14 protein-coding genes are annotated in these 15112 nt (G+C 60.2%); 9 read left to right on the top strand and 5 right to left on the bottom strand.

Features of this window, described 5'->3' with window-relative positions:
- Positions 1 to 15 precede the first annotated feature (15 nt).
- A complete protein-coding gene (locus MGEO_RS00900; protein ID WP_085634809.1) occupies positions 16 to 1188 on the bottom strand; it encodes a cation:proton antiporter in 1173 nt (390 codons plus the stop codon).
- A gap of 40 nt (positions 1189 to 1228) precedes the next feature.
- Positions 1229 to 2416, bottom strand: a complete 1188-nt coding sequence (locus MGEO_RS00895) for a cytochrome c3 family protein (RefSeq protein ID WP_106299106.1) — start codon at positions 2414 to 2416, stop codon at positions 1229 to 1231.
- A gap of 180 nt (positions 2417 to 2596) precedes the next feature.
- On the opposite strand from MGEO_RS00895, the gene MGEO_RS00890 reads away from it, so the two are divergent.
- The 9 genes from MGEO_RS00890 to MGEO_RS00845 all read left to right on the top strand — a co-directional run bounded on the left by MGEO_RS00890 (position 2597) and on the right by MGEO_RS00845 (position 10581).
- The gene (locus MGEO_RS00890) at positions 2597 to 3865 is read left to right on the top strand and encodes a Na(+)-translocating NADH-quinone reductase subunit A (protein ID WP_085634808.1); all 1269 of its coding nucleotides are present in this window, start codon (positions 2597 to 2599) and stop codon (positions 3863 to 3865) included.
- Entirely contained in the window at positions 3862 to 4644 is a 783-nt protein-coding gene (locus MGEO_RS00885) for an RnfABCDGE type electron transport complex subunit D (RefSeq protein WP_085634807.1), read from the top strand. Before MGEO_RS00890 ends, MGEO_RS00885 begins: the two co-directional genes overlap by 4 nt.
- Complete coding sequence (gene nqrC, locus MGEO_RS00880) at positions 4631 to 5425, top strand: NADH:ubiquinone reductase (Na(+)-transporting) subunit C (RefSeq protein WP_085634806.1); 795 nt, start codon at positions 4631 to 4633, stop codon at positions 5423 to 5425. The genes MGEO_RS00885 and nqrC overlap by 14 nt, the downstream gene beginning before the upstream one ends.
- A gap of 3 nt (positions 5426 to 5428) precedes the next feature.
- Entirely contained in the window at positions 5429 to 6094 is a 666-nt protein-coding gene (locus MGEO_RS00875; RefSeq protein WP_085634805.1) for an NADH:ubiquinone reductase (Na(+)-transporting) subunit D, read from the top strand.
- Complete coding sequence (gene nqrE / locus MGEO_RS00870; RefSeq protein WP_085634804.1) at positions 6091 to 6705, top strand: NADH:ubiquinone reductase (Na(+)-transporting) subunit E; 615 nt, start codon at positions 6091 to 6093, stop codon at positions 6703 to 6705. The genes MGEO_RS00875 and nqrE overlap by 4 nt, the downstream gene beginning before the upstream one ends.
- Entirely contained in the window at positions 6702 to 7925 is a 1224-nt protein-coding gene (nqrF, locus tag MGEO_RS00865) for an NADH:ubiquinone reductase (Na(+)-transporting) subunit F (protein ID WP_085634803.1), read from the top strand. The genes nqrE and nqrF overlap by 4 nt, the downstream gene beginning before the upstream one ends.
- Before the next feature lie 69 nt (positions 7926 to 7994).
- Positions 7995 to 8903, top strand: a complete 909-nt coding sequence (locus MGEO_RS00860; RefSeq protein ID WP_233139522.1) for an FAD:protein FMN transferase — start codon at positions 7995 to 7997, stop codon at positions 8901 to 8903.
- Between the two features lie 186 nt (positions 8904 to 9089).
- Positions 9090 to 9482: a CBS domain-containing protein gene (locus tag MGEO_RS00850; RefSeq protein ID WP_085634800.1), complete on the top strand. Its 393-nt coding sequence runs from the start codon at positions 9090 to 9092 to the stop codon at positions 9480 to 9482.
- 109 nt (positions 9483 to 9591) lie between these two features.
- Positions 9592 to 10581 carry a glutathione S-transferase family protein gene (locus MGEO_RS00845; protein ID WP_085634799.1) on the top strand — a complete coding sequence of 330 codons (990 nt, stop codon included), beginning with the start codon at positions 9592 to 9594 and terminating at the stop codon, positions 10579 to 10581.
- Here MGEO_RS00845 and MGEO_RS00840 read toward each other — a convergent pair.
- The 3 genes from MGEO_RS00840 to smc form a co-directional block, all read right to left on the bottom strand.
- Positions 10578 to 10940: a response regulator transcription factor gene (locus MGEO_RS00840; RefSeq protein ID WP_085634798.1), complete on the bottom strand. Its 363-nt coding sequence runs from the start codon at positions 10938 to 10940 to the stop codon at positions 10578 to 10580. The two genes, MGEO_RS00845 and MGEO_RS00840, sit on opposite strands and share 4 nt — an antisense overlap.
- A 201-nt stretch (positions 10941 to 11141) precedes the next feature.
- Positions 11142 to 11498 carry a hypothetical protein gene (locus tag MGEO_RS00835; protein WP_085634797.1) on the bottom strand — a complete coding sequence of 119 codons (357 nt, stop codon included), beginning with the start codon at positions 11496 to 11498 and terminating at the stop codon, positions 11142 to 11144.
- Between the two features lie 41 nt (positions 11499 to 11539).
- Positions 11540 to 14995 (bottom strand): chromosome segregation protein SMC, encoded by a 3456-nt coding sequence (smc, locus tag MGEO_RS00830; protein WP_085634796.1) that lies wholly within the window; start codon positions 14993 to 14995, stop codon positions 11540 to 11542.
- Positions 14996 to 15112: the final 117 nt, after the last annotated feature.

Raw genomic sequence — 15112 nt, 5'->3', positions numbered from 1 at the left:
TCCGGCTTGCGACACTCACGGTTTTCCCGGTGGTGTCGCGTGGTCTCGATATCGGATGGCGGCAAGTGTCAACGGTGGGCCGATGATCTCGAACACAACCGTTGCTGCAATGGTCAGTGTCATGATCGTTTCGCCCCAGCCCTTCAGCGTTTCGGCTGCCACAAGAGCCATGCCGACTGCGACGCCTGCCTGAGGGAGGAGCGCCGGACCGTAAAGATGTGTTTCGATCTTCGGCACTCGCCCAAGCCGGGCCCCGATTTCCCCACTCAGCAGACGCGCCAGAATGCGCAGTCCGATATAACTGGCGGCAATCCAACCCAGCGATAAGAGTGCGTGCAGTTCAAGTGAGGCCCCGGCGAGCAGAAAGAACAGCAGCATGAAGGGCTGTTCGATTCGTTCGATTTCGTTGAAGGCATAGTCGTGATGCCGCGCGAGGTTGGCAATTAAGGCTCCGGCGGTCATCCCGGCAATCAGGAATGAAACGTCCATCCATACGGCCAGACCTGCGGTCAGAAAGACGATACCGAACGCTTCGGTCTGCAGTGGTTCGCCCGGTTTGAGCCTGCCCGACAGATAAGCCGCCGGTGCGCCGATCAGAACACCAAGGAGAAGCGCTCCTCCAATATGGTGCCCCGCATCCATCAGTGGGCCGGACCACCCGTCTGACGGGTGCGCGACGGCAAGGCAAAGGCTGAAAACGATCAGCCCCCAGACATCGTCGATTGCCACGATCCCGCTGATGGTTTCGGTAAACCCGTTGCGTATGCCGGATTGGTGGATCACATCGGCAATTGCCGCCGGGGCTGTTGCGGTAGCAATTGCCCCAAGCAGAAGAGCAAGTGCGGGATCAAGCCCCAGTGCAGTCAGCCCTGCCCAAACGATGAGGGTCGTGCCCAAAACGATCATGATCGATATGGAAAAGATTGCACGCCCATGCCGGGCAAGATTCTCCTGCGTCAGATCTGCGCCCAAGAGGAAGGCGACCATGGTCAGGGCCACGACCGAGATCGGTTCGAACCAATCCGCAGACTGATCTGGCAGGAGACCGAAACCGGACTGGCCAAGCAGCAAACCCAGCAACAGTAGCAGCGTCACCCGTGGCAGCCGCGTGACCCGTCCGACATGGTCCGCCGCGAGCCCTCCGAGGAAGAGAACGCCGAGTGTAATCAACACCAAGGCCTGATCCATTCAGTTGGCTCTCTTCCTGCTAAGGGGGGTGATCTGCCGCTCAGCGCAGCAGATCAAGGTCTTCGATATCCTTGCCAAGAGCCTCGCTCAGGTCGGCAATGGAATCGTACAGCAGTTCCAGCGAATATTGCGGATTGTGCGCATAGTTTCCGGGGTCGGCTGTGACCAGTTTCCAGTTGAACGCGGTCCGCAAGCTGCGCGGGGTCCAGGACCCATAAGCAACAGGACGCCCGTCCTCACCCGTGTCGATCACACCATCTCCATTTGAATCAGCGAAGAAGTAGGGGTAGCGCGTCCCATCATAAACCACCGGCGCTCCGACCACGTCGTCGGTATAGTCGCGGATCAAATCAAGCAGTGTTGCGGCGTTTGCGGAAATGTCGGCGCTGATCCCGACCGAGGTGTTTCCGCTGCCGTCATAGCTTTGGCGGGCGATGCGAATGTCTTCGGGCTTTTCCGCCTGGTGGCAGGTCAGGCACGGTTCGAATTCGACCTCAAGCGTATGCGGTTCGTGACAGGAATTGCAGCTTGCGACAGGTCGGGCATGAAAGAACCGCCCGGAATACTCACGGCCATCGTAGTGATACCCCGCCGCACCATACCCACCCAGCCATGTAGCTGCTGCGGTTGCGTAATGAGGGTTGATGAAACGCAGTTCGCCGTTAGGCGTGTCGAGTTCCAGATTGGCGATGGCGGCCTCCACGGTGCTACCTGCTGCGCGACCCTGATGGCAGGTCAGGCACGAGGCTTCGACCCCCTGAACCGGGTGCACAACGCCGCTCGGGAAGGTGATCTCGCGGATTTCGGCCAAGCCGGCATTATGGCACGTGCCGCAGTCGACAACACCGCCGGTGTTGATCGTTCCGTTCACCACACCTGCTTCCGTTCCGTCCAATCCGTGGAAATCGCGAAAGCCTTCGCCAGAGTGGCAGGTTGCGCAGGCCGCGCGAATCTCTCCGTCATCGTCCCAGTGGCTGAAAGCCTCTGCAGCGGCATTCGCGTGTGCCGAACGGAACCAGTCTGCAATCGCCTTATCATTGTCGATCTTGATCTCTGCCGGGGTGAAGGGACCGGATTTCGGAAGTGCGAAGGGAATTGTCGCCTCTTCGTTTCCGGCATCGGGCGTTTCGCTTGCGGACTGTGCAAATGTCTGACCAACAAAGGAAATTGCGGCGAAAGCAGCAATGAAAAACAGTGGTCGTGTGGTGGATAAATCTGGTCGAAACATCAAACGTCTCCTGGACTGAGAATTGGATGAACTGGCCGAATCCTAAACCGGATAAGGGAACGCGGACGTTGATGTCGATCATATCAGGCGGCGAATCCCGTTGTTACCGTGGGGGGCGAAACGTGTCGGAGCACTCAAGGATCGCCGCAGACAGGTGCGGTGCAGTCGAGCGGAGGCAGCATGGGATTTTTCGGACGAGGTGCCGGGCTGATGCCGGTCTTTCCTTCTCCGTCCGGTCCAGCCGAGATCATGGACGTCACGACCGAAGAAGCCGCGGTACGCGCACCGTCCGGGTCTTCGATCGCAGTTACGCCGCTTGTGCGTGAAGGTGAACTTGTTGCGCAGGGGGCGGCTGTGGCCTGTTTGCGGCACGCGCCGAACGTCTGCCTGACCGCGCCGATCGCTGGACGCGTTGCGCGCATCTCGCTTCTGCCGGGGAGGAAGCTCTCCGAGATCGTTCTTTTCCGAGAAGAGGGCGCAGGCCGTCAGCATCACGATGTCTCTAACGCCGGGACAACGACCGGTCTTCGTCGGCTGATGCAAGAGGCGGGCTTTTGGCCTTTGCTGCGCAGGCGGCCCTTTGGCGGAATGCCGGCTCAGGACGAGACTCCAGCTGCAGTCTTTGTAATGGCGACCGACACGCGGCCTTTCGCGTTCAGCCCGGCAATGGCACTACACGGGCGCGAGAAGCCACTTGCGGACGGTTTGGAGGCGCTCACCCGGATGACGAGCGGACCGGTATTCCTGTGTCAGCCGGAAGGACCGTCTGTCGTCCCCACAGACGGCTTGAGCGACCAGATCAAGCTTGTCTTCCGCGGACAGAGGCATCCGCAAGGTGCAGCGGGCCTTTGCATCCACGAACATTTTCCCGCCGGTCTGGATGTCCCGGTTTGGGATATCAACGCCGAAGATGTGGCCAATCTAGGCAATTTGATCGCGACGGGTGAGGCGGAAGTTCTTCGGACAGTGCATATTGCTGGCGCGGCGCTGCGCGAAGCGCAAACGGTGCGCACACATTCGGGCGCTGATCTCAGGCAGTTGACACAGCGGATCGTTGCGCCGGGGCCTCATGTGTTGATGTCCGGGTCACCGCTGGACGGGCATCCGGCAAGATGGCTGGGGCCGAGAGACCGACAGATTACGGTTATGCCGCGAAGCGGCCCTCAGCCGCGCCCGCACTGGCTCATTTCAGCATTGACCGCCTCCCGCGAAGCAAGACCCGTCATTCCGACGGCGGCTTTGACGCAGGCGTTGGCATCTGCCTTGCCCGCCGCCCCCTTTGTTCGGGCGCTTGCAGCTGGGGATGATGAGGCGGCCGTTTCGTTTGGCCTCTTGTCTCTATTGGAGGAAGATATTGCCCTTCTCGATTACGTATTGAGCGAGGGAGGAACGCTTCCGGCGCAGTTGCGCGCGATGCTCGACAGGATCGCAAAGGAGTTTGCGGCATGAGTCGGGGATTGTGGAACCGGGAGACCGTAGCGCTGATGCTGCTGGCAGCATATCTTCCACTGGCTCTGTTCTGGCTTTCGGCTGGCCGAGCAGATGCGTTGGGGCGATTGGGACTTTGCGCTCTTGTGGTGGCTGTCTGGCATCTCGTCTTCATGCTGGTCCGGGCCCAGCCGCCTTCGCTCTCCGCGCTGATAACCGCGCTGGCGATCGCGGTGTTCGCTCCGGAAGACCTTGGAGTGTTCCGATTGGTTCTCGGCATCAGCTTCGGCGTCGTCATGGGAGAGCTTGTTTTCGGAGGCTGGGGGCGAAACGTGGTGAACCCGGCAACTGTCGCACTTTCTTTTCTCGGTTTCGGATTTCCAGCCTTCGCATGGCCGGACTTCGATGCGCCTGTCGCATGGGCAGCGATCCCCGCTGCGGTGATCGGTGTCGGGACAGGGGCAATGTCGGCCGCTCTGCTTGGAGGGGCGGCAATAGTCGCCGTCATCGCCTTTGGCATGGGACTGCTTCCTGAGCCTGTTCTTCTGGTGGCGGGGCTTGGACTGGTGCTGCTGGTTGCGGACCCGGTGACTTGCGCCGCGACGACATTCGGTCGCTGGCTCAACGGAGCGGTCTATGCTGCCCTTGTGTTGATGTTTGCTTCCAATTGGGACGGCGCGGCACCTGCCCAGATCGTTGTCGCGGCGTCCCTTTTGTCATCTCTGGCCGCGCCGCTCATTGATGAGTTGGTGCTGGCCATCTGGATTTCCCAACGCAGGAGGCGTCATGGCCGGACCTGACTGGAACCCTTTTCGCCGAATACTGGCCTTGCCGAATGAAAGCAGGCTCAAAACCGTCTTTGTCGCTTTTCTTGTCTCGGTGGTATGCGCTGCACTGGTGAGCGGTGCGACCGTGGTGCTGCGACCGATTCAGGCTGCAAACCGGGCGGCAGAGGAGCAGGCGCGGATTGCTGCGCTGGTCAATGGCATTCCCGGCATGGCTCAGCTGTTGGAGCAGTCCGGCGGCGCACTGTCGACTGTCGTGATCGATCTTGAAAAAGGGCGTGCAGCACAGGACGTGACACCGGCCAATCTTGAAGCGGCACTGAGCGATCCCGACAACTGGACGCAGCTTGAACCGGGGCAGGACATCGCTGGGCTTGGGCAGCGGCCTGATTTCGTGCAAATCTACCTGCTACGCGATACAGACAAGGTATCCTTGGCGCTGCTGCCATTGAGCGGACAGGGCTATGGCGGGCGGATAGATGCCATTCTCGCGCTGCGCGGGGACATGAACACATTTGCGGGTCTTGCCGTAACGCAACATTCCGAGACCCCCGGCCTTGGAGGTCGGATCGAGGAAGCATCGTGGCAGGCCGGCTTTCCCGGAACAGAGCTGCGCGACGACAGTGGCGAGCTTCGCTTCCGCGTCGCGCGCGGACCGTCCTCGGGGGTGCACGAGGTGGATGGGATCACGGGTGCAACCCGCACCGGGCGTGGCGTTACCCAGATGGTCCGCTTCTGGTTGGGTCCGGACGGGTACGGCCCTCTGATCGCTGCCATCTCGCGCGGGGAGTTCTGAGCGATGGCAGAACGCCTGAACTTCTGGTCAACACTGACCGATCCACTGATCCGGCAAAACCCCGTGACGTTGCAGATCCTCGGGATCTGTTCGGCACTTGCGGTAACCACGACGCTGGCAACCGCATTGACCATGTCCGTGTCACTGACCGTGGTTCTGACGATGGCCGCCGGGTTGGTGAGTATGATCCGCAGGCACATCCCCGATACGATCCGACTGATAGTCCAGATCGTCATCGTTGCATCACTGGTGATCGTGATCGACCAGATCCTGCAGGCCTATTTCGCCGAAATCAGCCGGGCTTTGTCGGTTTATGTCGGGCTGATCACGACGAACTGCCTCGTCCTGGGGCAGACCGAAGCATATGCGCGGCACCATGCTCCGCTGCCGGCGATGGTGGATGCCTTCGGGAATGGCCTTGGCTACTCTTTCGTGTTGATCGTGATCGGAAGTCTGCGTGAACTGTTCGGAAAGGGCGAACTGTTTGGCGCCCAGATCCTGCCGCTCGCAGAAAGCGGCGGTTGGTTCACACCATTGAGCCTCATGCTGCTTGCGCCTTCGGCGTTCTTCCTTCTGGGCCTGCTGGTCTGGACCATCCGTAGTTTTAAGCCCGAGCAGGCGGAAGCGCGCGAACACACTCCGCCCCTGTATGTGGAGCCGGCGGAATGACCGGGCTCTGGGATCTCTTTCTGACGGCGGCCTTCGTCGACAACATGCCACTGACGCTTTTCCTTGGCCTTTGCACGTTCCTTGCCTTGTCAAAACGGCCCGAGGCTGCGTTTGGCCTTGGAGTGGCCATGACGGGTGTGATGGGCGTGACGGTGCCACTTAATCACCTGATCTATCAGGGGCTGCTGGCACCGGGCGCATGGGCCTGGGCAGGGATGCCTGAGCTGGATCTCTCTTACCTGTCGCTGATCGCCTTTATTGGCGTGATCGCCGCATCGGTGCAGGTGCTTGAGCTGCTGCTCGACCGGTTCCTGCCTTCGATTCATGCTGCTTTCGGTGTGTTTCTGCCTCTGCTCACCGTGCAGTGCGCCATTCTTGCCGGAAGCCTGTTCATGGTAGAACGGAGTTACTCCCTCGCCGAGTCCGTCGTGTTCGGTCTGGGCAGCGGGTTCGGTTTCGCCGTCGCGGTCGCAATGCTGGCGGCGATACGGTCGCGTCTTGCCTATGCTGATCTGCCTGCCGGTTTGCGAGGTCTCGGCATTGCATTTGTGCTTGCCGGGCTGATGTCGCTTGGCTTTGCCTCATTTGCTCAGATGGTGGCGGCGCAATGACAGAGGTTCTCATTGGAAGTCTGATCATCGTTGGCCTGATTGTCGGGATGGCCGTGGGGTTGCTGTTTCTGCAAAGGCGATTGGTGCCAAGCACGGGACTGGACGTACAAGTCAACGAAACAAAACATGTCGTAGCGCGTCGGGGGGACAAGCTTCTCGGTGTGCTCCATGGTGCCGGGATCATGATACCGGCAGCCTGCGGCGGCTCAGGCACATGCGGATTGTGTCGTGTGACCGTGACGGGCGATGGGGCCGGACAGCCGCAGGCGACCGAGCGTGGTGTTCTCTCGCCACGTGAACGACGTGCGCATGTGCGCCTCGCTTGCCAAACCAGCCTGCGCGGAGACTGCGCCGTTCATGTTTCAGACGACATCCTAGGCTCAGGCGGTGGATTTGACTGCACGGTCGCCTCGACGCGGATGCTGGCCCCGCTTATCCGCGAGATCGTCGTCAACTTGCCGGAAGATCGTTCGTCTGATTTCAGAGCGGGCGACTTCATGCAGATCACGGCGCCCCCCTACGAATTGAATTTTGCCGACATCGAGGTTCCGCCGGCGTTCAGGGACGCGTGGGATCTGTCGGGCTGGCGGTCGATGGCATCACGGTCGGATGCAGAGGTCACGCGTGCCTATTCGCTGGCCAGCCGGCCAGAGGACACGGGTCGCGCGGTGTTCAATATCCGTCTGGCTGTTCCTCCGGCGGGCCGAGAGGACGCGGTTCCGCCGGGGATAGTGTCGTCCTGGTTGTTCTCGGTTGCAAAGGGGGATGACATCACCCTCTCTGGACCGTTCGGGGATTTCCATGTGCAACCGACCAACCGCGAAATGGTCTATGTTGGCGGTGGTGTCGGCATGGCACCTTTGCGCGCCATGATCCATCAGGAACTCGCCCGTGGCAGCACCCGGCGCATCCGGTATTTCTATGGCGCTCGCTCTGCCGCCGACCTTTTCTACTCGGAAGAATTCACCGAGCTTGCCAGACGGCACGATAAATTCAGCTGGACGCCTGCACTGTCGGACCCTGCGCCGGGAGATCGATGGACGGGTGCGACAGGGTTTATCCACGAAACCCTGCTTGCCGAAATGCGGGCACATCCGGCCCCCGAAGAATGTGAATATTACCTGTGTGGACCGCCTGTCATGATTTCGGCGGTTCTTGCGACGCTGAGCCGACTGGGTGTCGAGCCTGCGTCAATCTTCTATGATGATTTCGGAGCCTGAGCGATGGCGTCAAATATCCTTCACCCTTCACGACGATCCGCACTTGGTCTGATTGGAGCAGCGCTGTGTGTGCCGAAGACCTGCTACGCATCTGCAACTCGGGAAAATGCCGGTGCTGCCTTTGGAACGCATTGGCGACTACTGGCTGGCGAACAAGTTGAGATTGCCGAATTGGTTCCCGAGATCAAGGCTCTCTATGCCGATATCGATGCGCGCTTCTCGCCTTGGCGGCCTGACAGCACGATCAGCCGGTTCAACGCGTTTGCAGAGCACCGGTTGACCGATCCGGATCTGGCGTCCGTGACTGCTGCTGCATTGAATATTGCTCGCCAGAGTGAAGGAGCCTTCGACCCAACAGTAGGGCCTCTGGTGGCGCAATGGGGATTTGGTCCGATCCGGTCGGGTGGTGCCCCAGACTGGCGGTCGGTTTTGGTGTCAGACGCAGGGGTCGTAAAGCAGCGTCCGGAGTTGACCCTGGATCTTTGCGGAATCGCCAAGGGGTGGGCTTTGGACCGGACGGCGCAGTTGGCGCGGTCGGCAGGCGCCACGGATATGCTTCTTGATCTGGGAGGAGAGTTTATCGCGGTTGGTCAACATCCGGACGGTCGGGATTGGCAGGTTGCCGTCGAGTCGCCGCTCAATCTCCAAGAGTTATCAGCCGTACTGAGACTGCCAAGCGGGATGGCGGTTGCGACTTCGGGTGTGCGGACGCAGAGCTACGTTCTGAACGGTCGGCTGTACAGCCACATTATTGACCCGGCATCGCGGTCCCCGGTCACGGGTCGTTTGCGATCTGTGACAGTCATGGCAGCGACAGCGATGATGGCGGATGGCTGGGCCACGGCGCTCTTTGCCGCTGGAGAGGTGGCTGGCCCGGACCTTGCGAAAACGTGGGATGTATCCGCTCTGTTTCTGATCGAGGACGATAGCGGATTGCAGCAAGTCAGCACCGGCGAGATATCGGACGTACTTTTGTGAGGAAATTCCGATGATCGAGGTCCTTTTCGCCATTGCAATCGTAACCCTTGCTGCGGGTGGCATCGGCGTTGGACTGGCCCTTGGGCGTGGCCCCGCGCGGACAAGCTGTGGTGCGGCGGATCAGCTTTCAGTAGGACGCTGTGCGGATTGTCCGCTCAGGCGACGACAGAGAGGGGAGGAGGCAGAATGACCGAATACCGCGTGGGTGGAATCATGCGCACCGACATCCCGACCCTCACCGCAGACACGCCCATTCGGCGGGCCGTGGCGGTTCTGGTTGATGCCAAGGCTGCGGCCGCGCCGGTGTTGAGCGATGACGGGGAAATGATCGGTATCCTGACCCAGAAAGACTGTTTCCGGCCCGCCCTGCACGCCAGCTACCACCGCGAATGGACGGGGCGGGTAGAGGATCATATGTCCCGCAATGTGATCTCGGTCGATGTCGAAGACGAGGTCATTCGCGTTGCCGAGATGTTCATCGAGCATCCGCATCGTGTTTTTCCGGTGCTGAGCGGATCGGGTGTCGCCGGGGTCCTTCACCGGTCGGATGTGCTGGCCTTGTTGTCGCGGATCGGTTGATCCTGCTTCGCTCTGTGCAAAAAACAAGACCTTGCTGCGCGTGTACGGGAGTTTTGTGATTTTCCGCACCGCACTATCTACTGTTCAACAGAAGTTGACGGAGCGGGATATGGGACTGTTGGTAGAAGGTGTTTGGAAGGATCAGTGGTACGACACGAAAAGCACTGGCGGCGCTTTCAAACGCAGCACGGCAAAGTTTCGTAACTGGATTACACCGGACGGCTCTGCCGGACCTTCGGGTGAGGGTGGGTTTCCAGCCGAATCCGGTCGATATCACCTCTATGTCAGCCTCGCCTGTCCGTGGGCGCACCGCACTCTGATCTTTCGCGCGATCAAAGGACTTGAGGACCATATCAGCGTCTCGGTTGTCCACCCGGACATGTTGGGTGACGGCTGGAGCTTTGATCGGGATTATCCCGGCGCGACCGGCGACACACTTTATGGCGTGCCCTTCGCGCGCGATATCTATCTGAAGGCTGATCCGAAAATCTCGGGCCGCGTCACGGTACCGATCCTTTGGGACAAGACGCGTGAAACGATCGTGTCGAACGAAAGTTCGGAAATCATTCGCATGTTCAATTCTGCGTTCAACGAGATCACTGGCAACTCAGATGAATACTGGCCTGTGTCTATGAGAGACGCCATCGAAGAGGTGAACGAGAGAGTGTACGACACCGTAAACAACGGCGTCTACAAATCGGGTTTCGCCACGACGCAGGAGGCATATAGCGCCGCTGTCGTCCCACTTTTCGAAAGTCTCGACTGGCTGGAAGAGCGACTTGGCCGGTCACGCTACCTGATGGGTGATCGCATCACTGAGGCCGACTGGCGGCTGTTTACAACGCTTATCCGCTTCGACTCCGTGTATCACCTGCATTTCAAATGCAACCGCCGTCGGATTGTCGATTACCCGAACCTTTGGGCGTATACGCGGGAACTGTATCAGTGGCCGGGGGTTGCTGGCACGGTGAACATGGATCACATCGTTCGGCACTATCACTACAGCCACGAGAGCATTAATCCGTATCGCATCATTCCGATCAATCCCGTGCTTGATCTTGATGCGCCGCATGGGCGCGAGCGCCTTGCGGCAGCTTAGGACACCTTGGCGTAATGCTCGACCATCGCGGCAAGGTCATCCGGCTGAGTCGCGCTGGGTACAAAAGCGCAAGCGTTTGAACACAGTTGGAAGATCGATCCATCCGAAAAAAAGCTGGTATTGGTGACAAAGATTACGCGCGCGTCGGGGTGACGGTAACTGGCGTAATCCGCGACTGCGATGGCACTTCCGTCGTTCAACACTACGTCCAAGATGATGATCGGATAATTCTGCTCCGACAGCCTGTCGATTGCGCCGTCCTGATCGGTTGAAATGTCCACGACATGCCCGTGCCGTTGCAGATGGCGTTGCCACATCTGCGCAAGCGGCGGGTTGGTCTGAACGATCAGAACATGCATTAAGCTCAATGGCTCCTGTTGTGGGCGGGGGTTCGTTCACAGTTCAATGTGATTTCATAATAAAGTGTTAACGGATGGGTAAGGTTTGTTGTCAAACCGTTGAATTCGGCAGAACTTGGCCGAGATTTGGTGGGTATATCCCGAATTTCGCCAATAGGTTGTTATAGGTGGTTCAATCCTGCCCGCTCAGCGGAACTTGGATCAGTCTCGAGTTGGGAAACGGTCACCAGTGCTTGTGATGACAACCAGCCTTCCCCGTGAATCCGTCACGTAGAGATCGCACCGCTCTGCACCTGTGACGAACGCGATGCAGACCGTGCTGTCCTCCATGACTTTGAAATAGCCGTAGCCGGTCCCACCATTGTCCGCGTAGGTGTAGGTATACCGGCCGTCTTCGAAGAACCGCGACTGACCGTCGTCGAAAAAGATGATCGCGCGACCGCGCAACCGTGCATCAAGACTGTCGTGGTCAAAAAGCCGGTCGCTTTCGCGGGCCATTTCACTCTGGGCCAGAAGGACAGAGGGCAGCAGCAAAAAGGATAGAAATACGCGGATCATGCCAGCACGTTAACGCATCCGGGCAATTGCTCTGGACACGTTTACGCGACCATCCGTTCGGCCTTCTTGAGATCCACCGACACGAGCTGACTGACGCCCTGCTCCTGCATCGTTACGCCAAACAACCGATCCATCCGGGACATGGTCACCGCATGGTGTGTGATGATGAGGAAGCGTGTCTCGGTGCGGCGGCACATTTCGTCCAACAGGTTGCAGAACCGCGTGACGTTTGCGTCGTCAAGCGGCGCGTCCACCTCATCAAGCACACAGATCGGCGCAGGATTGGCAAGGAATACGGCAAAGATTAGGGCGAGTGCTGTCAGGGTCTGTTCGCCCCCCGAGAGGAGCGACAGGGTGGACAGTTTCTTGCCTGGCGGCTGGCACATGATCTCAAGACCCGCTTCCAGCGGATCATCGCTTTCGACCATCACAAGATTGGCTTCGCCACCGCCAAAGAGATGGGTGAAGAGAAGCGAGAAGTTGCTGTTTACCTGCTCAAAGGCCGTCAGGAGCCGCTCACGTCCCTCATGGTTCAGGCTGGCGATCCCAGAACGAAGCGTTTTGATCGCCTCTTCCAGATCCTGCTTTTCGGACAACAGCGTGTCGTGCTCCTCCTGCACTTCGCGGGCGTCCTCTTCGGCTCGAAGATTCACAGCGCCCAATGCGTCGCGCTGCCGCTTAAGGCGGTTCACATCGGCTTCGACGGCCTCGGCTTTGGGCAGGTTTTCCGGATCGGCATTCAGTTTCTGCAGAAGCGCGGTCGGGCTTGTTTCCTGTTCTTCAGCGATCCGTTCCGCCGCCGCGTTCACGGCTTCCCGCGCGGCTTCGGCGCGCGCCTCGGAGCGTGCGCGCGCTTCGCGGGCTTCGGAGGCCTTACGCTCGGCCTCGCGTTCCGCCTGATCTGCACTGCGCAAGGCTGCCTCAGACGCTGAAAGCGCGTCGTCAGCGGCGGCCTTGCGGGCTTCGGCTTGAGTTATTTCGTGTCCGAGGCTCTCGCGCTGGGCAGCCAGTTGCGCAGGGGTGTTTGCAGCGGAGTCAAGCTCGGTCTCGGCGGCGGTCCTTCGTTCGGCTAACTCGGCACTGCGCTTTTCAGCGGTTTCCAGTCGGTGCCGCCAGCCACTCAATTCCTTGGTCACCTGCTGCGACCGGGCTTTGCGGGCGTCGCCTTCACGGCGCAGTTCGTCCTGTTCGGACCGGCGGGCCATCATCGTCATCCGCGCGGCTTCAACGGTCAGTTTCAGGTCTTCCACCTCTGCACGGGCAGTGTCGAGGTCTTCAAGCTCTGCGACCGCGCGCTGGGCTTCCAGCAGCTGTGCGCGGGCGGTGGTTGCCTCGTCCTCATGCCGGGACACCGACATCGTCAGGCTTTCAAGCTTGCCTTCCGCCATGTCCCGATCCGCCTCGGCCCGGCTGAGTTTGCGGGCAGCCTCAGTGACCGAGGCATCCGCATCGCGTCGGGCCTGGCGAGCGGCTTTCTCGGCATGTGTCAGGTCGGAGAGCCGTTGTGTCAGGCTTTCATGCGCCGCTCGTGCACCTTCCACGCGCGCCGAAGCACGCGCTGTTTCCTGTTTGAGCGATTCCAGTCGATTGAGCTGTTCCAGCCGAAGAGCAGCGGCGGATGGGGCATCCTCGGCCCAGGCGCGATACCCGTCCCAGCGCCAGAGATCGCCTTCAGAGCTGACAAGTCGCTGCCCCGGCTTCAACAGGGGTTGCAGGCGCGCGGCGTCTTCGGCCTCCGCGAGACCAATTTGCGCCATCCGGCGTTCAAGTACCTCTGGTACCGACACATGGTTGGTAAGAGGCGTAACCCCAGATGGCAGAGGCTGGTCAGTGTCGTAACGGGGCAGGGCTGTCCAGCCGGTTGGGCCATCGCCCTCAACCTCCGGTGCGCGCAGATCATCCGCCAACGCTGCGCCAAGTGCTTTCTCGAAACCCTGCTCGACCTGCAGGCGGTCAAGGATCTGTCCGCCTTCTGCAGTGTCTCGTTCCAGCAGTCGCGCCAAAGCTGTAGTCTCGGCGGAAAGCGCGTTCAACTCGCCTTCCGCTTCAGAGCGTTCGGCCCGCGCATCCGCTTCGCGCGATTGCGTTTCCGCGCGCGCGGCTTCCGCCTCGGTCAGAACCTGATCGGCGCGCTCCGACAAATCACGGGCGGCGACCTGTTCTTCAGAGGCAGTGGCGGCGCTTTGTTTCGCTTCGGCCAGGGTCTGTCTTGCAGCCGTCATGGCCTCGCGCGCGCGCGCCGTCTCGGCCTCATTGCGTTCAAGCGTCTTTTGACTGTCTGCAAGCAGCCGGTGCGCCGATTGGTGCCGGGCCGCCAACCGCGCCACGTCTTCGGTTTTCTGGCTCAGGTCGCTCTCGCGGGCCTGCAACACAGCACCCGCTTCGCGGGCTGCTTCGGTTGCGGCAGCAAGTTTGTCCTCATGCCCCTCTGCAGCCTTCGCGAGTTCCCGCGCTTCCCATTCCAATTGCTGGATTGTTTCGCCCGCATCGCGGTTCAGTCCGCTTTCCCGCTCCATGTCCTTGGTCATCTGGTCGATGCGTCGGGTCAGCGTTTCGATCAATTCCTCGGCACGGCTTTCCTGTTCGGACAGGGTATCGCGCTGCAGGGTCAGTCTCTGGACAATCGCGGCGGCGATTGCGGCTTCTTCGCGCAAGGGTGGCAGCGCTGCGTCAGCCTTCTCACGGGCCTTGGTTGCTTCTCGTGCTGCTGTCTCTGCCTTTGCGGCGTCGGTGGTGCGTTCACGCAGCTGACCATCCGCCTCCGCACGGGCGATATCCGCATCCTTCCAGCGCCGGTACAGAAGCAGGCCCTCGGCGTGCCGGAGCTCTTCCCCGATGGCACGATAACGGGCAGCCTGCCGCGCCTGTCGGGCAAGTTGCGCAAGCTGTGCGGCCAACTGCTCGATCACGTCATCGACACGCAAAAGGTTCGCTTCGGTGCTCTTGAGCTTCAACTCGGCTTCATGACGACGCTGATAAAGGCCGGAAATTCCCGCTGCTTCTTCAAGGATACGCCGGCGATTTTTCGGCTTTGCGTTGATCAGTTCGCTGATCTGGCCCTGCCGCACAAGCGCGGGTGAATGTGCGCCGGTCGAGGCATCGGCAAACAGCATCTGAACGTCGCGCGCCCGTACGTCTTTGCCGTTGACCTTGTACGCGCTTCCCACGTCGCGGGTGATGCGGCGCACGATGTCGAGCTGATCCTGATCGTTGAAGCCGGCCGGAGCGAGCCTGTCGGAATTGTCGATCTGGATCGACACCTCAGCGAAGTTACGGGCAGGCCGGGTGGCAGCCCCGGCAAAGATGACGTCTTCCATTCCACCGCCACGCATGGCCGTTGGACGGTTTTCCCCCATGACCCACCGCAGGGCTTCAAGCAGGTTCGACTTACCGCAGCCGTTTGGCCCCACGACACCGGTCAGGCCATCGGCGATGACCAGATCAGTGGGGTCAACGAAGCTTTTGAAGCCCGTCAAACGGAGTTTGGAGAAGCGCACTCGGTAAGCCTGCCTGATTCCTGTGTTGAGGGTCAGTGTGTCGCGGGGTTAGCGTTTGAGTCAACGAAATCATGCTGCATGTGGTGAGGAGGTGGGAATTATCCACAAGATATTGCG

This window comes from Marivita geojedonensis, from assembly GCF_002115805.1.
Taxonomy (GTDB): Bacteria; Pseudomonadota; Alphaproteobacteria; order Rhodobacterales; family Rhodobacteraceae; genus Marivita; species Marivita geojedonensis.
The sequence above is the reverse complement of the archived record's forward strand: the minus strand, read 5'-3'. Positions and strand labels throughout refer to the sequence as shown.